A 26,233-nucleotide genomic window follows, 5' to 3' on the forward strand; every position below is an offset into this window, starting at 1 on the left:
CACCCGCTCATGCCCTGTGCATTGCGTAGCGTAGGAGTTGCGTTGAGAGCGTCAGGGTCGGCGGATCAAAGCCGGTCAGCCTTACCAAATGGCCGAAAGACATCCGTCGGTTACAGCCGACTTTTGCAACAAAATCGGCCAGAAGCGGACATCCCGCATGCTTCCCAATCGCTTGAAAGTGCGGTCATATGGCGTCTGGTGACACTTGGCGTTTTGGGACGAGGGTGTCCGCTTGCACGGGGGAGAATGCGCGTGAAGGAACTTGCTGGAAAGACCGCGTTCGTGACCGGTGCAGCGTCAGGCATTGGATTGGGGATCGCGACCGCCTTCGCCCAAGCGGGGGCGAAAGTCATGCTTTGTGACATTGAGGAAGCGGCTCTATCCGCAGCGCTCAAACAACTGAGGCTCACCAACGTCGACGTCGACGGCGTGAGAGCGGACATTTCACTAAAAGCCGAACTCGTGGCGGCCGCCGAAGCCACAACTGCCCGCTACGGCAAGGTGCATATCCTCGTCAACAACGCGGGCGTCGTCGGCGGTGGGCCTTATGGTACCTGGACCGAGGCGTCGTGGAACTGGGTCATGGGCGTCAACCTGATGGCGACCATTTGGGGGATCGAGATTTTCGGGCCGTTGATCGAGCAGCATGGCGAGGGCGGACACATCGTCTCCACAGCCTCGATCGCCGGCCTTATTTCAGGGCAGAGCAATGCCTACAACGTTTCAAAGTATGGCGTTGTCGCGCTGTCCGAGGGCCTGCGGCGCGAACTCGCGCCCCGCGGGATTGGCGTATCGGTGCTGTGTCCAGGGTTCATCCGCACTCAAATCATGAACTCAAGACGCAACCTCCCCGAGCGCTTCGAGGGGGCGGCCCGTGCCTTGCCGACTTCGGGCCCACTTGCCGAGCAGATCAATATGATCCGGGAACGTATCTCTCAGGGCATAGATCCCATCTATGCCGGTGAACTCGTCCGCGAAGGCGTCGAAAAGGACTGGCCATATATCTTCACCGACCTCGAATTTGAACCGATGATCGAAGCGCGTTTCGCCGCAATCAAGCAAGGCTTTGACCACATCCGCGGGCGCAACCCGAAACGTTGAGCAAGCAGCCCTTCGACCAGCCTGATTGTGCATGCCGCCGAGACGATCTTGTCGGTAGTCACGCCATGTCAGGTTTGGGAAAATCTTCGAGCAAATCTGGTCGGCATTACTTCAGGCGGCCGACATCGATTTGGCCGCGAAGATTTCTCAGTCGGGCCAGCAGGTGACGTCGACCGCGACAGGCAGCAAGAGACCGCCCGAAGGCGGTCTCGCACTCGGGGCGAAGGCGTTGCGTCAGATATCAACCTGGATGGACATGCTGGAGCGTACCCAATCCGATTGCCCAGCCTTTAGCCGCTTGGCTTGAAATTCTGCGAAAGCTGGATCGGCACCAAGTGAGGCCAGGGTGCGTCCATAAGCCTCTATACTATCGAAGCGAGCGACAAAGGCGTAGTTCCCGACCTCGCCACCGATCACTGACCAATAGCTAACGTCGGCGCCGTGTTTCCTCCAAAGTACCGCACCGTCCTTTGCAAGCTGCAGGATGGTCGCAAGATCGCTACCGGGTTTTGGATGCGAAACGAATTGCATAACAACTGCAGGCATTTTCCCCTCCATTGATAAAATATGGCGCCAAAGAACCTGATGCGTCATTTGGCGCCGAGGAGAATTCCAAGCGGGGCAGTCTCAGGCTTGATCTGGATCAATACGTTTTTCCAGCTTGGCGGCGGCACGCGCGTCAACGAGGGGCCGTGGCCTACCATGTATCCTTGCAGGAAAGGATGAGGGCCCAAGAGCGCAAATATCGCGCTCGGGCTTTCACGCGAGGACTAGGTCGCACACTCTTTAATTTTTAATTTTGTTGCCGCAAAGAAAACCTCGCCCGCGGTTGTGAAAATCCGGCTATGAGCTATTCCTGCCTTGCGACTTTCGTCAAAGAGCGTCGGTAGTGCATAGCAACAACGCCGTTGCGGAGCGGCTTCGCCGAAACCAATTCGAGCTGTCGCGCGCTCGGCAGGCCGCTCTCGTATAGAGTGGGGCCGTGGCCGACGATCCTGGGGTGAACGAGGAACTTGTATTCGTCGATCAAATCCAGCCGGTCCAGCTCAGCCGCGAGCTTGCCGCTACCGAGGAGCACGCCCGCCGGGGTCGCGTCCTTGAGATTCTGCACGCCTGTTCGCAGATCACCGGCGATGTGGTGGCTATTGTTCCACGGGAAGTCGTTTCGCGTTGACGACACCACGTACTTCGGCTTGGCATCCAGGTTAACCGCCCACTCGCGGATCGGCGGCGGTACCTCCGCTTCGCCGCGTGCGACCGCTGGCCAGTAGCTCTCCATCATCTCGTAGGTGACGCGGCCCCACAGCATCGCCCCGCTCTCGTCCATGAGGCGAGTGAAGAAGGCGTGTGTCTCGCTGTCGGAGATTCCTTCTTGGTGGTCGACACAGCCGTCTAAGGTGACGTTGGTGCTGAAGATCAGTAGTCCCATGCGACAAGCATACAATCTTCCGATACCGTAGTCACGCGGTTCAGCTGTGGCTGTTGCGGGCATCAGAACAGCGACTCTAATTCGCGGTCAGCGCGGTCTTTGCGACTTCCGCCATCCAGCCGGAGGCGGTGGGCAGGATCGCGTCGTTGAAGTCGTAGCGCGGGCCGTGCAGTTCGGCGCCTTCACGCAAATCGCCGTTGCCGATCCAGACGAAGGCGCCGGGGCGGTGCTGAAGGTAGAAAGCGAAATCCTCGCCGGCCATGCTGGGTGCGAGGTCGCGGCGCAGCGGCGCCTGAACCTTTTCCGCGGCGATGCGCGCAAGGCCCGCTTCGTGCGGCGCATTGGCGAGAACGCCGACACCGGGGGTGACTTCGGATGAGATGCTGACGCCAAAGCTGGTCGCGACACCGGCGCAGATCCGCTCGATGCCTTCGGTCAGCGTGTCCCTGACCGGACCGCGGTGGTTACGCAGCGTGCCGCGGATCACGACGCGCGAGGCGATCTGGTTCGGCACCGTACCGCCCTCGATCGTGCATAGCGAGAGCACGGCGGTGTCGAGCGGATCGACGCTGCGCGAGACGATCGATTGCAGCGCGACGATGAGATGTCCGGCGGCGACCACGGGATCGCGCGTCAGATGCGGCATGCCGGCGTGGCCGGGATGTCCGTCGATCGTCAGCGTCACCCGCCCGCCGGCCGCCATGACGACGCCGTCATGCACCGCGATGGTGCCGGCTTCGAGCCCCGGCCAGTTGTGGAAGCCAAAGATCTGCGTCATCGGAAAACGCTCGAACAGGCCGTCGGCGACCATCGCCTTCGCGCCGCCAAGACCTTCCTCGGCCGGCTGGAAGATGAGATCGACCGTTCCGCTCCAGCTCGTGTCGGCGGCCAGCAGTGCGGCGGCGCCGAGCAGCGAGGCCGTGTGCCCGTCATGCCCGCAGGCATGCATGATGCCGGGATTGCGCGAGGCATAGGCGAGCCCGGTCTCCTCGGTGATCGGCAAGGCGTCCATGTCGGCGCGCAGGCCGACGCGGCCTTGCGCAGCCCCGCGCGACACCGTCGCAACGATGCCATGCCCGCCGATGCCGGCCGTGAAGGGGATGCCGAGCTCGGCGAGCCGCGCCTGCACGAACGCGGACGTCGCCTTTTCCTGCAAGGACAGTTCGGGATGGGCATGCAGGTGCTGGCGCCACGCGGTCAGCTTTTGGTGCAGGTCTGGTGTCACGGTTCGCGTCTCTCGGGATGATGCCGGCGCCCGCCACATTAGCGGAATTGCCGCAGCCGTCACCTGTCGCGCGGGAATAGCTCGCGTGCAACAAGACGCTTCGCTTAGGGGCTGAGCTGTGCCAGCCCCTTCCAGTCGAAGGAGATGCCGTGACCGGGTCGCGGTGGCGCCAGGGCGCGCCCCTCGTCCAGCACCAGCGGATGCTCGATATAGCGGTCGAGCCCGAAGCCGTGGGCCTCGAGATAGGAGCGGTTTTGGCAGGCGGCGAGCAGGTGCACGGTGATGTCGTGCGCGCCATGGCTCGTCACCGGCAGGTTGAAGGCTTCCGCGAGCCGCGCGATCTTCATGAAGGCGGTGACGCCGCCGCAATTGGTGACGTCGGGCTCGGGATAGGACACCGCGCCCGCCGTGATGTAGTTCTTGAACTCCCAGAGCGAGCGCAAATTCTCGCCGGCCGCGATCGGTACCCCGCCGGCCGTCATGATGCGGGCATGGCCGGCGACGTCGTCGGGAATGATCGGCTCTTCCAGCCAGGTGAGATCGAAGGGGTGCAACGCGCGGGCGGCGCGGATCGCTTCCTCCACCGTCCATTTCATGTTGGCGTCCGCCATCAGCGGAAAACCCTCGCCGAGATGTTTTCGCATCGCCGCGACGCGGGCGACGTCGGATTTGAGATCAGGGCGGCCGACCTTCATCTTGATGGCGCGAAATCCCTTTGCGAGATTGTCATCGGTCTGTTTCAACAGCGCCTCGACCGACAGATCGAGGTCGATGCCGCCGGCATAGCAGGGTACGCGGGCGTCGAAGCCGCCGAGCAGACGGAACAGCGGCAAACTGGCGCGCCGCGCCTTCAGATCCCAAAGCGCGATGTCGAGCGCGGAGAGCGCCAGCACGGCGGCCCCGCCGCGCCCGCCATAATGCAGGGCCCACCAGATGTGATGCCAGATCGCTTCGCCATCGTCAGCCTCGAGGCCTGCGACCAGCTCAGGGATCTCGCGCGACAAAATGTCGGCGATCGCGCCGCCGTTGCGGCCAACAGTGTAGGTGTAACCTACACCTTCCGCACCGTCGGCATCGCGCACGCGACAGGTGATCAGCTCGAACGCCTTGATCTCGCCATGCGTGCTGTCGGAGAGGGTGACAGGCAGGGGGATCCGGTAGAGTCCGGTCTCGGTCGTCTTGATGCGCGCCATTGTGTTTCCATCCCGGCTTTTCTTTGCACGGTAGGCCGATCGCGTGGCCCGGGCAACCTGCCGCATGGCGGAATTGGCGTGACGATGCGCGCATGGAAACGCGATTGCGTAATCCGTCATGTTGGATATTGATTTCGAATGCGTCGTAGCGTCACGCAGATGACGAGCGCGGCTTAGGGATGGAGCACGACATGCAACGAACGGTTCGCTCATTGGCTCTCATGGCCGGATTGTCCCTTGCGCTGCTGCCGTCTTTTGCCGTCGCGCAAAAATATCCGAACCATCCGGTCAAGATCCTCGTCGGGTTCAGCGCGGGCGGCCCGGTCGACGTCGTGGCGCGCATCGTTGCGGACCGGCTTCAGGCGAAGCTGGGTCAACCCTTCGTGGTCGAGAATCGCGCCGGCGCCAACGGCATGATCGCGGCCGAAGCGGCTGCACGCTCCGAGCCCGACGGCCACACCATCCTCGCCAGCAACTCGTCTGCCATCACACTCAATCCGACGCTGTTCAAGGACGCGCGCTACGACGTGCAGCGCGATTTCGCCCCGCTCACCACGGTCGTGTCGGCGCCGCTGGTGCTGGTGGTCAATCCTGAGAATCCCAAGACCGCCAACATCAGGACGGTGGCGGATCTCGTGGCTGCTGCAAAGGCCGCGCCGGGCGAGCTCGCCTATGGTTCGGGCGGCAACGGCAATCTCGCGCATCTTGCCATGGAGCTGCTCGGCCAGAAGGCCGGCATCAAGATGATCCATGTGCCCTATCGCGGCGGCTCTGCCGCCGAGGTCGGTATCCTCGCGCAGGAGGTCTTGGCCGTGTTCGATCCGCTGTCCGCCGTGCCGCTGGTGAAGGCCGGCAAGCTCAGGGCGCTTGCGGTCTCCTCGGCCGCGCGCCTTCCATCATTGCCGGACGTGCCGACCGTTGCGGAAGCGGGCTATCCCGGGTTCGACATCTCGTTCTGGGTCGGCTTCTTGCTGCCGAAGGCAACACCCGCGCCGATCGTCGAGACGCTGCATCGGGAAATCGTGGCTGTGGCGACCGATCCCGCGTCGAAGGAACGGCTGGAGACGCAGGGCGTCGTGTCCGTCCTCGGTGCGGCCGACTACGCGGCCCGGATCGAGAAGGAGACCCGGGAACTCGCCGCGGTCGTCGCCGCCGCCAACATCAAGGCGGAATGAGGCGAGAGCCCGGCGCAGCCCGCGAACGGCGGTGGCAAAAAAAAATTGGTCGGTGATGTCGGAACGCGCGCCGTCCGCCCGTCCTTTGCTCCAAGTCCCCCCATCCTGACGAGCTGAAAGGACCTGCAATGCCCAAGACCACCCCCAAGAACACGATCTGCGTCTGGTATGACAAGGACGCCGAGGCTGCGGCCAGCTTCTACGCCGCGACGTTCCCCGACAGCAGGGTCACCGCCGTCCATCGCGCGCCCGGCGATTATCCGTCCGGCAAGGAGGGCGACGTGCTCGTCGTCGAATTCACGGTTGCCGGCGTAGCCTGTGCCGGCATCAACGGCGGCCCCCTGTTCAAGCACAGCGAGGCATTCTCGTTTCAGATCGCCACCGACGACCAGGAGGAGACCGACCGCTACTGGAACGCCATCGTCGGCAATGGCGGCCAGGAAAGCGCGTGCGGCTGGTGCAAGGACAAATGGGGCGTGTCCTGGCAGATCACGCCGCGCGTGCTGACCGAGGCCATCGCGGCCGGCGGCGCCGAGGCCAAGCGCGCCTTCGCCGCAATGATGGATATGAAGAAGATCGACGTCGCCGCGATCGAAGCGGCGCGGCGAGGGTGACCCCGTTCACCGCTTGTAGCCAATGTAGCTCATGCTGATCGAGGCTCGGCGCGGCGGCGTTTGCCACGCCGACATTTCGATCGTGTCGGCGCCGACGCGCCAGCTTGCCCGATGATAATTTTCCTTCTCGGTCGGCTGGTCGGCCCGCTCGCGGGCCTTCAACGATGTCTCGATCAGGCTGGGCAGCGTGTCGGCCGACACGCCCGTGGCCGACACCGAGCAGCTCACGGTCGGCCCGTCGTCGGGACCGGTGAAATAGGTGCTGATGCCGCCGACCTTCTCGCCGTTCTTCATCAGCCTAGCAAAGTAGATGACATCGATATTGGCCCCACGCTCCTTCTCGGGAGTGACCGGGTTGTCGCTGACGAAACCGAGGCTCGTTGCGATGCGCTGGATCTGGCTCGGCCGAGCCGGCTTGGGCGCACAGATTTTTGCGAACAGGTCGACCAGCATGGCGCTGTTGTCCTCCTCCGCGACGGCTGTCCCTGCCAACGCCAGCAGAGCAAGCCCCGCGACCGCAAACCGGATCATGGCGCTCACCGCGTCGTTGCGAGCTGGACGGCGAGCGCGCAGGCGCGGTCATATTCGTCGAGGTTGATCCATTCGTCGATCGTGTGCACCTCGTTCTGCCCGGCGCCAAAAGTCACGGTCGGAATGCCGTGGCGGACCATCCAGTTCGCGTCCAGGCCGCCATTGGCGGTGCGGACGTTCGGCGTTCCGCCGACGGCGGACACGGCCTCGATCGCGCGCTTGACGACCGGCAGGCTCTCCTTCATGCGGAACGGATAATAGTCGGTCTCGGCCTTGAATTTCACGCGGCCGGATTTGCCTTGCGCGTTCGTCACGCGCTTGGCCGCCTTCTCGAACGCCGCCTTGTAGGCCCTCGTAATCTCCTTGAAGAACCTTCCGTCATGGCTGCGGCTTTCGCCGCGCACATGCACATAGTCGGTGACGACGTTGGTGGCATCGCCTGCGGGGCGGCCCTCGCCGCCGGTCACGGGACCGACATTGCTGGTGCCTTCCTTTCTGTCCTGCCCCTTGCCCTTGACCACTTTGCCGAACCAGCCGCCGGCCTTCACCTCGGCGAGCGCCAGCGCCAGGATCATGGTCGAGGAGATGCCGCGCTCGGGCGCGACGCCGGCATGCGAGGCGCGGCCAAAGATCTCGACCTGCCAGCGATCGGCGCCGACCGCGCCGATGACGACGTTGGAGGCCGAGCCGCCGTCATAGTTGAAGGCCATTTTGGGCGAGCCGAGTTCGTCCAGCTTGACGTGGCGCGCGCCATAGAGCCCGCTCTCCTCGCGCACGCAGAACAGAAGCGTGATCGGCGGATGATCCAGCTTCTGCTTTTCAAGCTCGGCTGCCAGCGTCACCAGAACGCCGCAGCCGCAGCGGTTGTCGCCGCCGAGCGCGGTCTTGGCGTCGTTGACGATTTTGCGCCCGCTACGTTTCGGCTTGGCGCCGGCGCACAGCGGTACGGTGTCCATGTGGGTCATGAACATGATGCGCGGCTGGTTGTGCAACGCGCCGCGGCCGGGCAGGTCGACGATGAGATTGCCGGTCTCGGTCGGCACGGGGATGCGCGTGTTGGCATCGTCGAGGCGGATCGCGTCCGCTGATACGCCGACCTCCTTCAGCGTGGCGGCGAGCTCGCGCCCGATTGCCGCCTCCTGTCCGGTCACGCCCTCGACGGCGAGGAAACGCATGAGGCGATCGGTGGCGGCTTCGGTGTCGACGGGCATCAACTCTTCCTTTGCGTAAGTCATTCCGGCCTAGTCTATCGCCGGCGGCGGCGACGTATAGGCCAAAAAGATCAGCGAGCCGGCCAGGAGCGCCGTCGCCATGAACAGCAGCACGGCGGGCAGGCCCGCAAGCGCCGCCACCGCGCCGGTGACCGACTGCATTAGCGCCGCGCCGAGGAAGAACGCCAGATTGACCGCGGCGAGCGCCTTGCCGGCCGTCTGCGCGTCCACCAGCTGGCGGGACATGCCAAAAATCAGCGGCTGCGCCGCGGTCGCAAGGCCAATGAGCACGAACAACACGAGGTCGTATTGCGGCGGCATCACGGCGACGCCGAACAGCGCCGCAACCGGATAATGCGGCGCCCCCAGCGCCATCAGCGCGAGCAGGGCCGCTCCGGTGAGGTGCGACGCCGCAACCAGCTCGCGGCGGCGGCCGAGTTTGCGGTCGATCATGCCGATGCACAGCGGGCCCGCGATCATCGCCAGCGTGAACGCGCCAAGCTGGTTGCCGGCCTCCACCCGCGACAATCCCTTGGTCTCCATCAGCCACGGCCCGCCCCACAGGCCCCGCAAAACCAGCGAGGTCGCAAGCGATACCAGCGCGAGCGCGATCAGGCCGCGGAGCGGACGCGACAGGCCGAGCCGCAGCACCTCGATCATCTGCGACAGCGGCGAGGAATCGTCCTTGTGCTCGGCCGGCTGGCTCGGCACCAGCGCGAACACGGCGAGCGCGACCACAATGCCGCCGACGCCCGAGAGCCAGAACCCGGCGCGCCAGCCATAATGATCGACCACGAAGGCGAGCGGGCTCGATGACAGCAGCATGCCGATATTGCCGATCGAGAGGATCGCGCCCGACCACAGTCCGAACCGTGCCGCCGACAATTGCTTGGCAGCCAATGTCATCGGGCACATCAGCATGCCCGAGGTCGCGATGCCCAGCAGCACCTGCCCGACCGCAAAGCTCTCGGGCCCGGTCGCAAAGCCTGATGCGATGGCGCCGGCGACGGTTCCCGCCAGCAGGCTGAGCGAAACGGGGCGCACGCCAAATCGATCCATCGCCGCGCCGACCGGGATCTGCGAGGCCGCAAAGGCAAAGGGATAGACCGAGGTGAGGCTCGCCAGCGCCTGCGGCTCCATGTGGAAATCCGCCGCCATCAGGTCGAGGCTGACCGCCGGGATGGTGCGCAGCAAGGTCGACAGCATGTGCCCGCAGGCGAGCGCCAGAAGCGCAAAGATGAGCGCGCGGGTGCCAACCCCCGCTTCGTCATTGGCAGCGGCAGCCATGAGCGTCCCGTCCCGACAAGCTTTTCGCTGGCGTTACACGATCGGGGAGCGCGTGCCAACTGCGCGAAAGACAGCCCCGTCATTCCGGATCGCCGCGTGGCGCAAACAGTGTGATGTCCGGACACGGACTCTTGACCGCTCTGACGGGACGATGAAAGCGCCGATCGCTCCGCTTGTTCGAAGCGATCGGCGAAGTCAGGGAGGAAACGCCCGTGGGGGCGCGGCAAGAGCGAGCTAACGCTCAACCGGTACCCCTATTTTAGCCTGCTCTACCGGCACAACCTATGATCCAGGTCACAGTTGAGCCGCTGCGGCGATGAAATGTAGCAAGGTAGACATTCTTGCTCGATACAACCTTAAAGGATATGATCGGCCGGGCTGAATTTCCACGAATGCAATTTCTTGCTCCTCCAATTCATAGGTGCTCCATGACCAGAATTGCAAAGGCCTGGCCTTTCTCCAAAGTCCTGTACGCGCTGGTTTTGATCGGAGGTGTCGCCTCAGGCGGCCCTCTCGAGTTCGGCGCGCGCGCCTTTGCGCAGAACATCAAACCTGAGCCGATGCCGCTGCCGCCATCCGAATTTCCGACGCCAAGCGCCGACCTCGAAGCGCTGATCGCGGCCAACAATGTCGCAGCGCTCCGCAAGCATGCGTGGTTGCTTTGGTCGGGACTGACCGCCGATTCGAGCCAAAGCTTCAACGGCCAGGTCTTGCCGATCTGGGAAACCTGGTTGTCGGAGGAGGAGACGTTTTCTCCCGTCAATCAGCTGGCGGCGGCAGCCGCGGCGCCGCGGCCGAGAATTCTGCGCCCCTTTGCGCCGCCCCGTCAGTTCCAGCACGGCACGTCCGCATTGGCCAAGGCGCTGGTGGCCCGCACGGATCCGAAGCTAAGACTGAAGGCGTTCGTGAAGATGAGCCCGGAATCGGCGAGCTTTCTCGCAGCGTCGCACGAGACGCCTGCAAAATCCGGACAATCCTACAGCTACATCAGCGCGTCGGATCTTGCGCAACTGAATGCAGCACTTGACCAGAGCAACACCGCCGTCAAGGATCGCAAGATCATCGATTTCCCGGCAGCCGCCACCGATCTGAAGATGATCTTCTTACCGGTCAAGCCCAGCGGTCTCTCTGCGATCCCGATCTGGAATGGCGCGGCCGATAGCATCGATCCAACCCAGCCGACGTCGGATACATGGAAGACATGCGTCGCCGTCGATCCGACCAATAGTCGGACGGGAACGGCATCGATCAACTGCAACGGTCAACAGGTCCAGGCGGAGATCGTACCGCTGAAGGCGTTTTATTCCGTGCAGATTGACGCAGCGGAGGCCGCAACGATCAATTCGTTGTCGAAGCTTGGCGGGGCGGCGGCGGTGGAGGCTGGTGACTTCCAGACCCTGGTCGCGATGCACGTGACCACCAAGGAGATCGCGAATTGGACCTGGGCGACCTTCTGGTGGCAGAATGGAAAGAATCCGCCCAACGATTTCCCCGGCAGCGTTGCCGACATGCCGGATGCATACAAGGTCAAGGGGCCCTGGAGAAATTACGCTATGTGCATCAGCAACTCCATGGTGGTGCCGGCGACCGATCCCAAGGGAAAGCCGGTCGTTTGCTTCAATCCCTATCTCGAGACCAACCAGGCGGATGGTCTGAACTCGAATTGCATGTCGTGCCACGCCATGGCGCGTCTGCCGCAGACGGGCCCGGGCCCGTATCCGGAGACCTACCTGCCGAATGGTTTCGTGGATTTGGCAGACCCCAAGATCTTCGGTGGCGCAACCAAGACCGATTTCGTGTGGTCGATTCCAATCGCGGCCCACTGAACGAGCCGCACGGCGGCGCGTGGGCAGGCCGCCTGCGGGCCGGTGCGGCGAACGCGGATCTGCCGCGCCCGGACGTCGATCAAAGGGAGCGGTTCGGCAACAATTCAAAATCATGAGGAGGTCAAGATGACGATCACTCCATTGAATTCATTCGCGGACGTTCAGCAATTCCTGACGAAGGTGGTGACTGACAATCATCTGGCATTGCAGCTGCAAAATTCGCCGCACAAGGCGTTCTGGAATACCCTGACCTTCGATCAATTCGTCAATGGCAATATTCCCCATGTGCGAAACCCCGATACGGGAGATCCGCTTCCAATTCTTGTGAAGGGAAAATCGGATCAGTCGAACATCATCATGGCACTCAGCGGAACCGGTCCGCTGTTCGGGCCCGACGGTCCGATCGGTCAGATGCCGCCGGCCGGGACGAAGTTCACCGCCGATCAGATCAAGTCCATCGCGAACTGGATCGATGCCGGCTGTCCGGAGCTGAATCCCACAGCGTAACGCGATACCTGGTTACTGTCGCGCGATGCTCTCTGCGCGCAACGCCCGCGGCTTTCTCCGCGCGCGCAGCTCCGTTATGACTTTGATGGCCGCCGCGAGCACCAGTGCGCAAAGCGCCGCCTTCGAGATCGTTTCCATCGTCCCCTCGACCAGCATGCCATGGATCACGCTTCCTGGGACGATGACCGCCGCGAGGGACATATGGACGATGCGCCAAATTCGCAGTCCCAATCGCCGGCGGAATGTAGCGAGAAGCGCCACGGCGAAGATCGCCCACATGGCGATCACGCCGAAGGGAGAGAACGGCGTCGGCGATGCGAAGAGAAGAGCGTCAATCATGTCGGGCGGACTGGTGATCCAGAGGCCGGCGACGTGGATCACGATAGCCGCGACCAGCGCGCCCCCGATCCAGTGATGCACACGCCGTCCACGATAAGCCGACAGTCCTGGTAGGTATCCGCCAATCAGCAAGGGCTGAACGAGCATGAGCCCCAGTGCGATCATCCCCGCAAATCCGGCCAGGATGTAGACCGGACCGCGCCATGCGAGCAGCGGGCTTGTCGCTGCAAAGGCGATCGGCACGCAAATGGCGGCCGCAAGGGCGGCCCAGATCAGGGTCATCAGGGCCAATCTCATCCCCTTGATCCCAACTCGGTCAGGCCGGCTGAAGGACGAAGTGCGCCTCCAGGCTGGTCTCCTTCGCGCTCCGCATCACCGGCCGCAGAAACACGGTTTTGAATTCACCGCTGTCATAGGCGAGGTGACCATGCGGCTGGCCGAAGATGGGAATGATCTGCGGCATCTCGAGACGGAAGGCTCCGTTCTTGTCGGTGAGCGTGGCGCCATGACTCTGCGGCTCGTGCTCCTGCCCTTCGACAGTGTGCGCCCAGATCTGGATGCGCTGCCCGGCCAGCGGAGCTCCGTCGCCTGCGCGGCGTACGGTGCCGCTCATCCAGAAGCCGCCCTTGCCGATCCGGTCCACGATCGCCGCGCCCTTGCGGTAGTTGTTCGCCCCGCCCGCCATCGACTCGGTCGGAGCGAGGCCGTCCGCGCGCGCGGGCAACAGCAGCCCGGAAACCCCGGTTGCCAAAACCCCCGACGCCAGGAACGAGCTGCCGGCGGTGAGGAGGGTGCGGCGGTTGAGTACGACGGTGGTCATGCAAATTCCTCCCGGCGACCGTGCAGTTGCCGAGCCGAGCGTACAGCAACGAGCGCAAAAGGCCCAGTTGAGCCAAGAGGTCGACAGGTCGCAATGACAGTGTTGTGAACGGGTGTGCCGGCCGCTCAGCGCTTGAAATAAATCCGAATTTCCGCGCCGCCGATGCAGGCAAGGCGCTCGGTCCCATCATGTCCGGAAAGGTAGCAGGACCGCCTATTGACCAGAGTGGTCATTGGAGAGTTGGCCCCTTCGACCATCCACCGATCGGTCTTGATCTAAATCAAAGCGTTTCCTCTGTTCGGATGATCAGTAGGACGGTTGGATTGAAACGCCTCGCTGCGTACTCGCCGAGTCTATTTCAACCTTAGAAATCTTCGCAGCGATCGCGACTGAGCTGGGAGGCGAAGATGTTCATTTGCGAGCAAAGTTATTCCAATTCCACGGGGTGTCATTTCGCAAAGACGATCCTGGCAGCGGGTGCAATCGGCTTTGCATCTCTATCGGCATTGGCTCAAGAGTCGAAGCAAGAGCCGAAGGAGCGCAACGCGTATTTCGGCGAGACCCACCTTCACACCAGCTGGTCGGTCGACGCATGGGTCATGGGCAACCGCATCACCGGTCCCGATGATGCACTGAAATACGCGCAGGGACATACCATCAAGCACCCGACGGGTTTCGACATCAAGATCGATACACCGCTCGATTTCATGGGCGTGACCGATCACTCGGAGTATGTCGGCGTCACCAAGGAGGCCAATATCCCCGGATCGTATGTGAGCAAGCTGCCCGAGGCGCAGCCCATGATCATGAAGGATCCGAGCAGCACGGCAGAGCAGAACCGGGTCTTCTCGTACCTGCTCAAACTGGCCGCGAGCCCGCCGGTGAAAGCCTTCATGGATCCGAAGGTCACGTCCACGGTGTGGAAATCAAACGTCAAGATCGCCAACGAGAACAATCATCCCGGCAAGTTCACCGCCTTTTGCTCATACGAGTGGACATCGATGCCGGGTCAACGCAACCTGCACCGCAACATCTTCTTCCGGGACTGCGAGAAGGTGCCGGACTATCCATTCAGCGCGCTCGACTCCAAGCGCCCCACCGATCTCTGGAGCTGGATGGATGCGCAGCGCAAGGCGGGCAACGAGCTGCTCGCCATCTCGCACAACGCCAATGTGAGCGACGGCTGGATGTACCCGGTCGACATCGACAACGCCACGGGGCGTCCGATCGATGCTGCCTGGGCGGCCGCGCGCGACCGCAACGAACGCCTGATCGAGATCAAGCAAGGCAAGGGACAGTCGGAGACGCACCCACTGCTGTCGCCGACCGACGAGTTCGCCAATTACGAGCTGTTTCAAGCCATCCTTGGCCAGCCGGCCAATGTCGGCCGCATTGACCACATCACGGGCAGCTTCGCGCGCCAGGCGCTGAAGGACGGCCTCTCCATGCAGGATGTGCGTGGCTACAACCCCTACAAGCTGGGCATGGGGGGCGGCTCCGACGCCCACAATAGTGCCAGCCCCTACCGCCAGGACAATTTCTTTGGCCTTCACGCCGACGCCGACGCCTCGGTCGAGCGGCGTTTTGCCGGCGTTCTCATCGGCGGAACGATGGACGTTCGCCTGGAAAATCCCGGCGGACTGACGGGTGTGTGGGCGGAGGAGAACACGCGCGCCTCGATCTGGGATGCGATGTACCGCAAGGAAACGTTCGGTGTCAGTGGTCCCCACATCAAGGTGCGCTTCTTTGGAGGTTGGGGCTACGACAAGAATCTTGTGAACGCCGGCGACTGGGTCAAGCAAGCTTACGCGGGCGGCGTGCCCATGGGCGCGGACCTTGCCCCCATGCCCTCGGGCGGGAAGGGCACGGCCCCGACATTCGTCCTGTGGGCGGTGAAGGACCCGACTTCGGCGAACCTCGATCGCATCCAGATCATCAAGGGCTGGACGCAGAACGGCCAGAGTTTCGAAAAGATCCATGATGTCGCCTGGTCCGGCGACCGCCAGCCCGACAAATGGACGCGCCGGGTGCCGGCGATCCAGAGCACCGTGGATATCGAGACGGCAACCTACACGAACACCGTCGGCTCGGTGGAGCTCAAGGGCGTGTGGAGCGACCCGGAATTCGATGCGAGCCTGCACGCGTTCTACTACGTGCGCGTGCTGGAGATTCCGACGCCACGCTGGACGCTCATTCAGGCGGTGAAATCCGGACTGCCGCCGCCCGACGTGGTGCCCCTCACGGGACAGGAACGCGCCTGGACTTCGCCCATCTGGTACACGCCGTCGGCGGACGCCCGCAAGAATGCGCCCGCGGGTACGACCGTCGCCGACCTGAAGAAAAAGGGCGCCACGGCCCTGAGCGACGCGCAGCTCAATGCGTTGATCGTCGGGAAGGCCGTCTGGCTGCGGAACAACGTGACGGGAGAGCAGTTCTGGCAGACCTTCACCACCGAGGGTCACACGACACATTTCCGCATTGGACAGAATGCCGCGATGCCGAGCGGTTACGGCAACGTCCAGCGTGACGGCTACCAAGGTACGACCAGTCCTTACAAGATCGAGGACGGCAAGCTCATCACCTTCGTTTCGCAAGACCCGTACGCGCTCACATTCTACAAGCTCGGAGACAGCACCTACGCTGCACGCAGCAACGAGTTCGGCTACGCCAACTACGAGATTGTGTCGGAGCCGCCGCAGTTTGCGGTCAATCCGCTCACGGAGGTCATCGACCGCCTTTCAACCGAACTGGCGCTCACCGAGCAGCAGCGGCGGGAGATCGTTCCGATCCTGAAGGAGGAGAGCAAGCAGTTGGAGGCGTTGAAGAAGGACGCCTCCTTAAGCGGAGTTCGCAAGATCGAGAAGGTACGGGAGGTCGCAAATTCGATTGATGAGAAGCTGAGGCCGCTGATCAATCCCGGCCAGCAGCAGAAATTCCAGGAGCTTCGCGATGGGCTGCGCAAGCGGTTCGTGGAGAAGATGGCGGGCGAGGCCAAGGAGAAGGCCGAGGCCCGCGTCGATACGTGGTTCCCCGACAAGAGTGTCAAATAATGTCCGAGCTCCGGGGAAAACGCGGGAGGTGGATAATCAATCGGCGATTGCTTGAGAGTCCCGTCGTGAAACGTCTCCTCCGAGAGCCTCTTGTTCACTTCCTGGTGCTGGGCGCCATCCTCTTCGGCGTGAATGCGTACGCAGAAAAGAGTCACAGCGGGGCGGACCGGTCAAAAAAAGAGATCGCGCTCACGATTGACGACCTTTCGCAGCTGGTTCTGGTGTTCCGATCGCAATGGCGGCGCGATCCGACGCCGGAAGACCTGCGCCTGCTGGTTGAAGATAAAGTGCAGGAAGAGGTTCTTTATCGCGAAGCGCTCGCGCTTGGCATCGACAAGGACGACACCATCGTCAAGCGCCGCATGGCGCAGAAGATGCAGTTCCTCGCCGAGGACGTCGCCGCCGCGCGCGAACCTGCGCGCGATGAGCTCGCGGCATGGTACGAGGCGAACCGCGACCGGTTCGCGTCGCCTCCGCGCGTCAGTTTCCGCCATCTCTATTTCTCGCCCGACCGCCGCGGAGAACGTGCGCGTTACGATGCAGCGTCCGCGCTGACCAGGCTCGCCGATGAACCCGAGGACTCGAAGCTTGTGGCGAGCCTCGCCGATGCCTTCATGTTCCAGGACTATTATCGCGATCGCGCGCCGGAGTTCTTGGGGAAGGAGTTCGGGCCCAGCTTCGCGCTTGCTGTGGTCAAACTCCCGGCGGGATCATGGCAGGGACCCGTCGAGTCAGGTTTCGGTTGGCATCTCGTGTACGTCGATGCGCTGACCCCCGCGCGCGCGCCGGCATTCGAGGAGGTCGAGGCCGATGTCAAGGCCGCCTGGCTCGCCGAGCAAAAGGTGCAGGCGTGGCGAAAAACGTACGAGGAACTACGCGCGAAGTACAAGGTGCTGCTGCCGGCGCCGGCTGAGAACGCATCAGCTAACAAGGCGTCAGCCAATGGTGACACATCGCGCATTCAGGGGCCGGTCTCATCGAGCGGGCGCGGCTCGTGAAACCGCGACGGCACGGTTTCTGCCTGGGGCTCGTCGTGCAGCTGCTCGCTGTCGTGCTCATGCAGCTTGCCGCGTCGGGCCACGAGGCGCGACCGGCCTATCTCGCGCTGAGCGAGACAGCGCCCGGCCAGTTTAGCGTCCTGTGGCGCACGCCTGTGCTTGCGGGCATGCGGCTGCCGGTCGTCCTCAGGCTTCCCGACCGTGTAAAGGATCGCAAGGATCCCGTCGTGAGCGAGCTCTCGGACTCGCTGGTCGAACGTCGCTGGGTCGACGCGGGCCCGAACAGGCTGGCGGGGGAGCGCATCGTGTTCTCCGGCCTGCAATTGACGATCACCGACGTGCTGGTGCGCGTGCAGATGCTCGACGGCACGGTCTCGACCGCGCTGGTAAGGCCGGGCCGCCCATGGTTTGAGGTCGCGGCGGCGCCAGGCGTGCTGGCAATCGCGGGAGCTTATGTCCTGCATGGAATCGAGCACATCCTGTTCGGCTTCGATCATCTGCTGTTCGTGCTCGCTCTCATTCTGATCGTGCGGAACGGCCGGATGCTGCTCTGGACCATCACCGCCTTCACGATCGCTCATTCGATCACACTCAGTCTGGCTACTCTGGGGCTCGTACATGTACCGGCACCGCCCGTTGAGGCGATGATTGCCCTGAGCATCATGCTGCTGGCGTGCGAGATCGCTGGAGCGTTTTCGAGCGAAGTGGATACCGGTTCGCGTCAAGAAAACGCGTCAAGACAAGAATCTAGAGCCCCGTTCCGATACCATCGGAACGGAAAAGGCTCCAGCTCGAAGTCCGGTCAGCTCGGCCTAACCTCGAAGTGGCCCTGGATCGTCGCCTTCTCATTCGGCCTGTTGCACGGGCTCGGATTCGCCAGCGCGCTGACGGATATCGGACTGCCCCACGGAGATATCCCACTTGCGCTGCTGTCATTCAATGTCGGCGTGGAGATCGGGCAGTTGATTTTCATCGGCGGCGTGCTCGGGACGATGTTTTGCATCCGCCGCTTCGATGTTCCGACACGGATCAGGCGGGCCGCCGTCCCGGTCGCGAGCTATGCGATCGGCATCACCTCCGCGTTCTGGTTCATTGAGCGGCTCACAAGATTTGGCAGCTGAAGGCAAGCGATGTCGCCCTGTCGCCGGACAAGGATCGAAAGGATGTCTGGGCCATGAGCAAGGTGCTGGGCTTCGCTGCCGTCGCCGAGGCTGCCACGGGCCTGGCACTGTTGATCGTGCCGTCGCTCGTCGGCCAATTGCTGCTGGGTCAGCGGCTCGCCGGCGTCGCAATACCGGTGGCGCGTGTGACGGGTATTGCACTGATCTCGCTCGGGATATGCTGCTGGCGGGGCAAGCCGCTCCTGGGGATGTTCGCTTATAGCTCCGCTATCACGCTGTACCTGGCCTATATCGGCTACCAGGCAGAGTTTTCCGGCAGCCTCCTTTGGCCCGCGGTCGCGGTCCACGCGCTCCTGTCAATTCTTCTCGGTCGCGCGTGGCTGGCTAGCGATGCCAAATAGCGTCTGCTTGTGGTGCCCTTCGTCTTTTCGACCCATAGGAGCTGAATCATGCAATGCAGCAGGCTCCCGTTCGCCGCCGCTCAGACGGCCAAGCAGCAATGTCCAAATACATGTCGCGCCCGATATCCGGATTGCCGTGGTCAGAAGCAAATCCCATCCCTCGAGTGCCGGAATGTGTACCAGGACTGTACCCGATACACCTGTACTGGTCAGGGGCCAGGATGAATGACGTGCCTTGTTGTCGCGACCAATGACTTGCCAGGACGTCCCGATGACCCTTGCGCCGGGGCGTGCTTAGGGGCGGACGCCTCATGCGACAGTCGGACCCCCAAACGAAATCACTTCAACTCCCGCAGCAACCTCCCCGCCTCACCCAACAAGTCTCGAATCTGCCTTTGCTCCGCGCGGCCGCGCTTCGTAAACAGTCCATGCTTCCTCGCATTCCGATTGCCCTTCGGCGCCCCAGATCCCTCCGCGCCGCCGTGCATGCGGCATCGCGCCTTGTCTTGCACGGCCGGCGCGCGACAGGCGCCGCCGCTGCGGGTGCAAGCGCGCCGCAGCGTGCGCTCGCCAGCATCGCATCCGTATTGCGGGTGTGACCGCTCATGCATGGACGTCTCGCTGCGCATCCGCCGGGGCGATGGCCATACCGGCGTCACCAACAATCTGCGTGACGTTGCCGACGATGGCCTTGCCGCCATCCCCGACCGAGAGGTTTTGCACGGTGATGGCGGGCTCGCCGTTGTTCCTGTAGCGCGTGAGCGCCTCGACCTGGGCCGGGAACGTGCGCACCAGCCGGCCGAATGCGCGCGCGGCGCTGTCCTGGCCGGCGGGGTCGTCGGTGCGTGCGAGACGATAGGCGCACCGCATCGCCGTCACGTGCACGGATACCATCTGCGCCACCAGCATGGCCTCGATGGAGTCTCTCGGTTTGATGCTCTTCACCATCGAGATCATCAGCGCGAGGTCGGCCTTGTCGGGTTTCCGTCCGTTGACGCTGGCCTTGACCAACTGCGTGAGGATGCCCTGCATTGCTTCGCGATCGGTAACCCCCAACGCGTCGGCCATCAGCCGTTCGCCGGCTTCCGCATCCGGGTGGTCGATCGCAAATCCGCGCGACGAAAACTTGATGCGGGGGACCGCGGTCGTCCCGGGTCGATCGGATTCCGCGATTGCCGTCGTCGTTTGACTGTCTGTGGCTGGGATCATGTCGATTGCGTCCTTGGGCGCAAGGCTGCGCAGCGCGGCACGTCGGGCGACGTGCCCGCCGCGGTGAGCCGGTGCAAGTTCAGTTGTCGATTGGGGTTTTCGCGCGAGCCACGCCAGCGGCGTCCAACGCGGGAGCGGAGCTACAGGCTGGCTTTCGTGGATTGCGCGATGATGAAACAATACACCCGATTTGCCCGACGTGTCAAGATTATTTCGGAATTTCGTAAGACCCGTGCGCGGCCCCGCCGGCTACTTTGCATGGGGTTGTTTTCGATGTTTTGGTTTGGGAGGTGTCGGGCCGACCGCCGCGCGATCAATTCCGCACCGTCCGGCCTCACAGCCAGAGGATCTTCTTGCGATAGTCGAGGTCGGTGAGCAGCGGCGCGGCCGGGCCCTGATGGAACACCGCGCCGCGCTCGAGCGCAAAGACGCGGTCGGCGAGCGCGAGCACGAGGTCGAGATTGTGCTCGACGATCACGATCGACATGTGCCGCCGGAGCTGGTCGAACACTTTGAACAGCTCGAGCGTCACCGCCGGCGCGAGGCCCTCAAACGGCTCGTCGAGCAGCAGCAGGCGGACATTGCCCGACATCGCACGCGCGACCGCGACCATCTGCTGCTCCCCGCCGGAGAGATAGTCGGCCGCGACATTCATGCGCTCCTTCAGCCGCGGGAAGTATTGCAGGATCTTCTCCTCGTCCCAGGCCACGCCGTCTCTGCCATCGGTCTTGCGGGCGAGCCGGCCGAGCGCGAGATTTTCCCGCACCGTCATGCCCGCGAACAGGCCGCGGCCCTGCGGCACATAGCCGATGCCGCGGCGTGCGATGTCGGGCGCAGCGAGATGGGCGATGTCCGCGCCGCGATAGTCGATGTCGCCCGATTGCGCCGGCACGAGGCCGGCGATCGTTTTGAGCAGCGTCGACTTGCCGGCGCCGTTCCGGCCCAGCAGGGCGACGATTTCGCCTTCGCGCACGTCGAGCGAGGCGTCGTTGAGGATGTGGCTCTTGCCGTAAAACGTGTTGACGCGCGCGAAGCGCAGTACCGGCGCTGTCGTCGTCGCCTGCTCGCCGCCGGGCTGGTGCTCGACCGCGGGAATGCCCTTGCCGGTATAAATCTCCTGCACGCGGATGTCTGATCGCACCGCCTTCGGGCAGTCCGACATCAGCACCTCGCCCTGGTTCATCACTGTGACCGTTTGCGAGAAGCCGAGCACGCGGTCGATGTCGTGCTCGACGATCAGCACGGGGATGTTGGCGGCGATGTTTTTCACGAGATTGGAGACGCGCTCGCGCTCGGCCGCAGCGAGGCCTGCGAGCGGCTCGTCGAGCAGCAGCACCTGCGGCTTGGAGCCGAGCGCGATGCCGAGATCGACCAGTCGCTGCCCGCCATAGGACAACTCGCCGCCCTCGATCTCCTCGATGCCTTCGAGGCCGAGAAACTTCACGAGCTCGGCGGTCTCGGCGTGGATCTCGCCAAAGGTGTCGATGTCGTTCCAGATGTTGAAGCGCTTGGGGCGGCGCGCCTGCAGCGACAGCCGCAAATTCTCGTAGATGGTGAGCCCGCGAAACAAGTTTGTGATCTGGAACGAGCGCGCCAGCCCCTGGTGGCAGATCAGGTCCGACGGCACGCCCGCAATGCTCTTGCCGTTGAGGCGGATCGTGCCTTGGTCGGGCGGGTAGAGGCCGGAGACGAGGTTGAACAGTGTGGTCTTGCCGGCGCCGTTCGGCCCGATCAGCGCGTGGATCTCGCCCGCACCGACCGTGATGCTCGCATCATGCACGGCACGGATGCCGCCGAACTTCTTGGAGACACCACTGACCTCGAGCACGGTGCCCGTCAGCGCCTTCGGCCGCAGGAAAGCGGGCAGCGGCAGGCCCTCATAGATCTTGCGCCGGCTCATCGCGGCCGTCTCTTCCGGCGCGGGGCGGAAGCGGCGCATGATGAGCGCGCCGATGCCGACGAGGCCGCCCGGCGAATACATCACGAAGGCGACAAAGGTGATGCCGAACCAGAACAGCCAGTTCGACGTCCAGATCGAGAACAGTTCCCGGAACAGGATGAAGAACAGCGCCCCGAGCGCCGGGCCGAGCATGCTGCGCATGCCGCCGATCACCACCATTGCGAGCAGCTCGCCCGCGAACGGCACCGAGACGGCTTCGGCCGAGACCAGATAGTTGAGGAAGCCGATTAGCGCGCCGGCGATCCCGGTCACGACCGCCGAGATCACGAACACCGCGAGCTTGTAGCGCTCGACCGGATAGCCCTGGAAGGTCGCGCGGAGCTGGTTCTCGCGGATCGCGACCAGCACATGGCCGAACGGCGAGCGCACCAGCCGCAACAGCACATAGAGCACCGCGAGCGCGATCGCGGCCACGACGACGTAATAGGCCAGCGCATTGTCGAGATCGAACGGCCCGACATGGCCGCGCTTCAACCCGCCAAGGCCGTCTTCGCCGCCGGTCAGGCTGGTCCAGCGGAAGGCCGTGGTGTAGGCGAGCGCGGCGAGCGCCAGTGTCAGCAGCGAAAAGTAGACGCCGCGGCGGCGCAGGATCAGCATTCCGATCACGGTGGAGCTCGCCGCGACCACGACCGTCGAGAGCAGCAGCGGCAGCCAGATCTGGCCGGGGAAGTAGCACAGCTGGATCAGGCCCGCCGCATAGGCGCCGACGCCGAACCAGGTGCTGTGGCCGAAGGAGACGAGGCCGGTATAGCCGATGCAGAGATTGAGCCCCATGGTTGCGATCGCAAGCCCGACCACCCAGGTGCCGGTGTTGAGGGACAGGCCGAGCGCGCGCAGCACGAAGGGCAGGGCGATCACGGCGACGGCTGCGATCAGCAGCGGCTTGAGCTTGTCGAAGGCGGAGGCGCGTTTCATTCAAATTTCTCGATGCGTTCGCCGAGCAGGCCGCGCGGGCGCACCAGCAGCACCAGAAACATCAAAATGTAGATCGAGGCTTCGCCGGCCGCCGGCTCGAAATGGATGGCGATGCCTCTGATGACGCCGACGAGGAGCGCCGCGATGATCACGCCCCAGAAACTGCCGAGGCCGCCGATCACGACGACGACGAAGGCAACCGTCATGATGTCGGCGCCCATGGCGGGGTGCACGGTCGTGATCGGCGCGAAGAAAGCGCCGCCGAGCGCAGCCATGCCGACGCCGAGCATGACGATCGCGGTCATGTAGGGCTGCAGGCGGATGCCCAGTGCGGCGACCATGTCCGGCCGCTGGATGCCGGCGCGCACCACGCGCCCGAACGAGGTTTTGTGCAGCAGCAGCCAGACGCCAACCAGCACCGCGGCGACGACGGCCAGGATCAGCAGGCGATAGCGCGAGAACAGGAAATCGCCGACGAAGATCGAGCCGCGAAAGCTTTGCGGGATTTCTGCCGAGACAGGCGCCGCGCCCCAGATCATGCGGATCGCCTGCTCGGCGACCATCGCCAAGCCAAAGGTTACGAGCAAGCTGAGGATTGGATCGGCCGTGTAGAAGCGGCGCAAGATGAAGCGCTCGAAGAGGATGCCGAGCAGCGCGACCGCGAGTGGCGAGACAATCACCGCGGCACCGAAGCCGGTAAAGCGGACGAGCTCGACGAAGACGTAAGCGCCGAGCGCGTAGAACGCGCCATGCGCGAGGTTGACGATGCCGCCGACGGAGAAGATCAGCGACAGCCCAAGCGCGATGAGGAGGTAATAGCCTCCGAGCACGAGGCCATTCACCACCTGTTCCAGCAAGAACGCGAACTGCATCTGGGGTCCGTTACCCGCGCGGCAAGCGCGGCTTCAGGCCTTCATCTCGCAGGGGTTCTGTTCCCTCGTCGGATAGATCGACTCCAGCGGCTCGTTCGGAACGGGGACGGCATCGCCGAGCACCAGCATGTCCCACTGGTCCTTCATCTGGTCCTTTGGCTTGACCGTGAACGGATAAGCCTCCTGCACGAGCTGATGATCCCGGGAGCGGAAATAGGCTTTTCGCGCTTTTCCGATGTCGAACTGCGACTGCTTCTCGAAATAGCCGATCAGTTCGCCACTGTCGGTCGATTTCGTCGTGTTGATCGCTTCCGCAAGCAGTTTGAGCGTGACGTAGTCGATCCAGGCGTGGTTCTCCGGCGGCTTGCCGTATTTCTTGATGAAAGCCGCGACGAACGCCTTCGAGGCCGGATTGTCCAGCGTGTGATACCAGACCGTCGGCCAGGTGCCGCTAAGATTGCCGGCGCCTGCAGCCCAGGCATCGCCGGTGTTGAGGTTGAAGCCGACCAGCGGGTAGGGGAAGCCGAACTCGGCATATTGCTTGACGAGGTTGGTGACCTGGTTGCCGGCGAGGTTGCAGCACACCACATCGGGTTTTGCCTGCCGCACATCGGGTTTTGCCTGCCGCACCTTGAGCAGATACGGGCTGAAATCGGTGACGTCGGTCGCGATCAGCTCGTCGCCGATCAGCGTCGCATCGTGCGACCCGAAGAAGCCTTTTGCGGCCTTCAGCAGGTCGTGGCCGAAGATATAGTCGGCGGTGAGCGTGAAGAATTTTTTGCCCTTCACCATGCCCTTCTGCGACAGCGCCGTGCCGACCGCATTGACCATCACGGTGTTGGGGATGTCGCAGTGGAACGAGTATTTGTTGCAGTTCTTGCCGCGCAGCGCGTCCGAGCGCGCGCCGGTGGAGAAGAACACCTTCTTGTTGCGCTCGGCGACCTGCATCATGGTCAGCGAGGAGGCCGAGGAGATCTCGCCGAGCAGCACCGCCGCGCCATCCTGCTCGATCATGCGCTGCGCCTTGGTTGCGGCGGTCGCCGGGTTGATCGAGTCTTCCGACAACAGGTCGATCTGCTTGCCCATGATGCCGCCGGACTGGTTGATCTCTTCGGCGGCGAGCTTCACGCCGAGCTGGGCGTAAGAGCCGATAACGCCGAGGAAGCCGGTGAGCGGCGTCAGATGCCCGATCCGGATCTTCTCCGCCTGTGCGCTGACGATCGCTGGGAATCCGAGCGCCGAGGCGCCGGTCCATGCTGCGCCTGCCTTCAACAAACTTCGTCGGCTGGTGCGGGTCATCTGCTGTTTCCTCCCGGTGCATCGGTCTCTCTTCAATATGCGATATTGTGAGAGACGCTTTTTTAATGCCGGAGGATAATCCCGAACGCCATTGCCGGTGTCAACCGGCAAAATCGCCGCTTGCCTGCGGCTCAGGCTTTTTTCGCAACTGCCTTGGAGGCGACGGGCTTGGCACCGAATTCGGCGGAGAGGCGGTTCGCGGCGGCCTGCACGACCTGCGCGCTCGCATGCAGCGCCTGGTTGGACAAGCGCCAGATCGGGCCAGAAATGCCGAGCGCGCCGATCACCTTGCCGGTGAAATCGGTGACGGGCACTGCGACGCAGCGAACCTCGGGATTGAACTCGCCGTCGTCGAAGGCAACGCCGGTGCGCTGCACCTCGGCGATCTCGCGCGTCAGCACGCCGGCGTCGGTGATCGATTTCGGCGTCGACGGCTTGAGCTCGGCGCGATCGAGAAAGCGCTTGAGCTGCTCGGGGCGGAGCGAGGCCAAAATGATCTTGCCGAGCGCGGTGCAATGCGCCGGCCGCACCACGCCGACCCGGTCGGTCAATTGAAACGCGCCGGGTCCGCTGGTGCGGGCGATAACGACGACGGCATCGCCCATGCGTACGGCAAAATGGCCGCTTTCGCCGGTCTCGCGCGAGAGATCCTCGAGCACGGGCGTTGCGAGATTGACCATCTCGATTTCGTCGAGCGCGCTGGCCGCAAGCGCAAACAGGGGACGGCCGACGCGGTAGCGCTTGTTGTCCTTCTCCTGACGGAGATAGCCGAGCGAGACCAGCGTCTTCGCGAGGTGAAAGGTCGTCGAATTATGCAGGCCGACCAGCTTGCTGAGTTCCGCAAGCCCGATGCCCTCGCGATGCCGCGCGACCTCCTCGAGGATCGAGAAGGCGCGACCGAGCGACTGGACGCCGCCGCCGCGCTGCCGGTCCTCGGGGTCATCATCCTGATCAGACTGTGGTGCAGGGATCAGCTTGGCGATCGTGGCCTTGCGCGAACTTGCCGGCTTCTCGCTGGTCTTTTCGGTGGTGCTGGGCTTGCTGCGCGATTTCAAGGAAGAGGCCCCCTGTGGCGAATCCGTCATGGCTCAAAGTCTTCGAACAGTAGCACGCGACAAGGTTGTCGTCGGCTTCGAGCGTTGCGCGTTTC

General features: G+C 63.5%; 24 protein-coding genes. 9 read left to right on the forward strand and 15 right to left on the reverse strand.

Annotated elements, in window-relative coordinates; translation table 11 throughout:
* Nucleotides 1-246 precede the first annotated feature (246 nt).
* Nucleotides 247-1,101, forward strand: coding sequence for an SDR family NAD(P)-dependent oxidoreductase (locus tag JQ632_RS31990; protein ID WP_249152688.1), 855 nt, complete (start codon nucleotides 247-249; stop codon nucleotides 1,099-1,101).
* Between the two features lie 234 nt (nucleotides 1,102-1,335).
* Here the strand turns inward: JQ632_RS31990 and JQ632_RS31995 are convergent, their stop codons facing one another.
* The 4 genes from JQ632_RS31995 to JQ632_RS32010 form a co-directional block, all read right to left on the reverse strand.
* Nucleotides 1,336-1,647, reverse strand: a complete 312-nt coding sequence (locus JQ632_RS31995) for a hypothetical protein (protein WP_249152689.1) — start codon at nucleotides 1,645-1,647, stop codon at nucleotides 1,336-1,338.
* A gap of 304 nt (nucleotides 1,648-1,951) precedes the next feature.
* The gene (locus tag JQ632_RS32000; RefSeq protein ID WP_212406641.1) at nucleotides 1,952-2,530 is read right to left on the reverse strand and encodes a dihydrofolate reductase family protein; all 579 of its coding nucleotides are present in this window, start codon (nucleotides 2,528-2,530) and stop codon (nucleotides 1,952-1,954) included.
* 76 nt (nucleotides 2,531-2,606) lie between these two features.
* Complete coding sequence (locus JQ632_RS32005) at nucleotides 2,607-3,755, reverse strand: amidohydrolase (protein WP_212406642.1); 1,149 nt, start codon at nucleotides 3,753-3,755, stop codon at nucleotides 2,607-2,609.
* A gap of 104 nt (nucleotides 3,756-3,859) precedes the next feature.
* Entirely contained in the window at nucleotides 3,860-4,948 is a 1,089-nt protein-coding gene (locus tag JQ632_RS32010; RefSeq protein ID WP_212406643.1) for a mandelate racemase/muconate lactonizing enzyme family protein, read from the reverse strand.
* Between the two features lie 191 nt (nucleotides 4,949-5,139).
* Here JQ632_RS32010 and JQ632_RS32015 point away from each other — a divergent pair, with 191 nt between their 5' ends.
* The gene (locus tag JQ632_RS32015; RefSeq protein WP_212406644.1) at nucleotides 5,140-6,123 is read left to right on the forward strand and encodes a tripartite tricarboxylate transporter substrate binding protein; all 984 of its coding nucleotides are present in this window, start codon (nucleotides 5,140-5,142) and stop codon (nucleotides 6,121-6,123) included.
* Nucleotides 6,124-6,251: 128 nt separating this feature from the next.
* Complete coding sequence (locus JQ632_RS32020; RefSeq protein ID WP_212406645.1) at nucleotides 6,252-6,737, forward strand: VOC family protein; 486 nt, start codon at nucleotides 6,252-6,254, stop codon at nucleotides 6,735-6,737.
* A gap of 6 nt (nucleotides 6,738-6,743) precedes the next feature.
* On the opposite strand, the gene JQ632_RS32025 is transcribed toward JQ632_RS32020, so the two are convergent.
* Genes JQ632_RS32025 through JQ632_RS32035 form a run of 3 tightly spaced genes read right to left on the reverse strand, consistent with a single transcriptional unit; the run spans nucleotide 6,744 to nucleotide 9,766 of the window.
* Entirely contained in the window at nucleotides 6,744-7,268 is a 525-nt protein-coding gene (locus JQ632_RS32025) for a hypothetical protein (protein ID WP_212406646.1), read from the reverse strand.
* Between the two features lie 5 nt (nucleotides 7,269-7,273).
* Nucleotides 7,274-8,479: a M20/M25/M40 family metallo-hydrolase gene (locus tag JQ632_RS32030; protein WP_212406647.1), complete on the reverse strand. Its 1,206-nt coding sequence runs from the start codon at nucleotides 8,477-8,479 to the stop codon at nucleotides 7,274-7,276.
* A gap of 30 nt (nucleotides 8,480-8,509) precedes the next feature.
* Nucleotides 8,510-9,766, reverse strand: a complete 1,257-nt coding sequence (locus tag JQ632_RS32035; protein WP_212406648.1) for an MFS transporter — start codon at nucleotides 9,764-9,766, stop codon at nucleotides 8,510-8,512.
* Between the two features lie 341 nt (nucleotides 9,767-10,107).
* Here JQ632_RS32035 and JQ632_RS32040 point away from each other — a divergent pair, with 341 nt between their 5' ends.
* Both JQ632_RS32040 and JQ632_RS32045 read left to right on the forward strand, forming a co-directional pair.
* On the forward strand, nucleotides 10,108-11,592 hold the full coding sequence (locus JQ632_RS32040; RefSeq protein WP_212406649.1) for a hypothetical protein: 1,485 nt from the start codon (nucleotides 10,108-10,110) through the stop codon (nucleotides 11,590-11,592).
* A gap of 126 nt (nucleotides 11,593-11,718) precedes the next feature.
* Nucleotides 11,719-12,099: a hypothetical protein gene (locus JQ632_RS32045; RefSeq protein ID WP_212406650.1), complete on the forward strand. Its 381-nt coding sequence runs from the start codon at nucleotides 11,719-11,721 to the stop codon at nucleotides 12,097-12,099.
* 12 nt (nucleotides 12,100-12,111) lie between these two features.
* Here JQ632_RS32045 and JQ632_RS32050 read toward each other — a convergent pair whose 3' ends face one another.
* Nucleotides 12,112-12,720: a ferric reductase-like transmembrane domain-containing protein gene (locus tag JQ632_RS32050; RefSeq protein WP_212406651.1), complete on the reverse strand. Its 609-nt coding sequence runs from the start codon at nucleotides 12,718-12,720 to the stop codon at nucleotides 12,112-12,114.
* Nucleotides 12,721-12,754: 34 nt separating this feature from the next.
* Complete coding sequence (locus JQ632_RS32055) at nucleotides 12,755-13,258, reverse strand: Twin-arginine translocation pathway signal (protein WP_212406652.1); 504 nt, start codon at nucleotides 13,256-13,258, stop codon at nucleotides 12,755-12,757.
* A gap of 407 nt (nucleotides 13,259-13,665) precedes the next feature.
* Here JQ632_RS32055 and JQ632_RS32060 point away from each other — a divergent pair, with 407 nt between their 5' ends.
* The 4 genes from JQ632_RS32060 to JQ632_RS32080 all read left to right on the forward strand — a co-directional run bounded on the left by JQ632_RS32060 (nucleotide 13,666) and on the right by JQ632_RS32080 (nucleotide 18,828).
* Nucleotides 13,666-16,308, forward strand: a complete 2,643-nt coding sequence (locus tag JQ632_RS32060; protein ID WP_212406653.1) for a DUF3604 domain-containing protein — start codon at nucleotides 13,666-13,668, stop codon at nucleotides 16,306-16,308.
* 65 nt (nucleotides 16,309-16,373) lie between these two features.
* Nucleotides 16,374-17,306: a peptidyl-prolyl cis-trans isomerase gene (locus tag JQ632_RS32065; protein WP_212406654.1), complete on the forward strand. Its 933-nt coding sequence runs from the start codon at nucleotides 16,374-16,376 to the stop codon at nucleotides 17,304-17,306.
* A gap of 35 nt (nucleotides 17,307-17,341) precedes the next feature.
* Entirely contained in the window at nucleotides 17,342-18,427 is a 1,086-nt protein-coding gene (locus JQ632_RS39760; protein ID WP_312015684.1) for a HupE/UreJ family protein, read from the forward strand.
* Between the two features lie 53 nt (nucleotides 18,428-18,480).
* Nucleotides 18,481-18,828 carry a hypothetical protein gene (locus tag JQ632_RS32080; protein ID WP_212406655.1) on the forward strand — a complete coding sequence of 116 codons (348 nt, stop codon included), beginning with the start codon at nucleotides 18,481-18,483 and terminating at the stop codon, nucleotides 18,826-18,828.
* Nucleotides 18,829-19,166: 338 nt separating this feature from the next.
* Here JQ632_RS32080 and JQ632_RS40135 read toward each other — a convergent pair whose 3' ends face one another.
* From JQ632_RS40135 to JQ632_RS32105, 6 genes are all read right to left on the reverse strand, one after another.
* Nucleotides 19,167-19,529, reverse strand: a complete 363-nt coding sequence (locus JQ632_RS40135) for an HGGxSTG domain-containing protein (protein WP_312015685.1) — start codon at nucleotides 19,527-19,529, stop codon at nucleotides 19,167-19,169.
* The gene (locus JQ632_RS32085; RefSeq protein ID WP_212406656.1) at nucleotides 19,432-20,037 is read right to left on the reverse strand and encodes a hypothetical protein; all 606 of its coding nucleotides are present in this window, start codon (nucleotides 20,035-20,037) and stop codon (nucleotides 19,432-19,434) included. Before JQ632_RS32085 ends, JQ632_RS40135 begins: the two co-directional genes overlap by 98 nt.
* A gap of 334 nt (nucleotides 20,038-20,371) precedes the next feature.
* Entirely contained in the window at nucleotides 20,372-22,912 is a 2,541-nt protein-coding gene (locus JQ632_RS32090; RefSeq protein ID WP_212406657.1) for a branched-chain amino acid ABC transporter ATP-binding protein/permease, read from the reverse strand.
* Nucleotides 22,909-23,784 (reverse strand): branched-chain amino acid ABC transporter permease, encoded by an 876-nt coding sequence (locus JQ632_RS32095; RefSeq protein WP_212406658.1) that lies wholly within the window; start codon nucleotides 23,782-23,784, stop codon nucleotides 22,909-22,911. The genes JQ632_RS32090 and JQ632_RS32095 overlap by 4 nt, the downstream gene beginning before the upstream one ends.
* 33 nt (nucleotides 23,785-23,817) lie before the next feature.
* The gene (locus JQ632_RS32100; RefSeq protein ID WP_212406659.1) at nucleotides 23,818-25,083 is read right to left on the reverse strand and encodes an ABC transporter substrate-binding protein; all 1,266 of its coding nucleotides are present in this window, start codon (nucleotides 25,081-25,083) and stop codon (nucleotides 23,818-23,820) included.
* A gap of 131 nt (nucleotides 25,084-25,214) precedes the next feature.
* Nucleotides 25,215-26,138 (reverse strand): IclR family transcriptional regulator, encoded by a 924-nt coding sequence (locus JQ632_RS32105; protein ID WP_212406660.1) that lies wholly within the window; start codon nucleotides 26,136-26,138, stop codon nucleotides 25,215-25,217.
* Between the last annotated feature and the right edge of the window lie 95 nt (nucleotides 26,139-26,233).

Source organism: Bradyrhizobium liaoningense (assembly GCF_018130955.1).
GTDB lineage: Bacteria > Pseudomonadota > Alphaproteobacteria > Rhizobiales > Xanthobacteraceae > Bradyrhizobium > Bradyrhizobium liaoningense_C.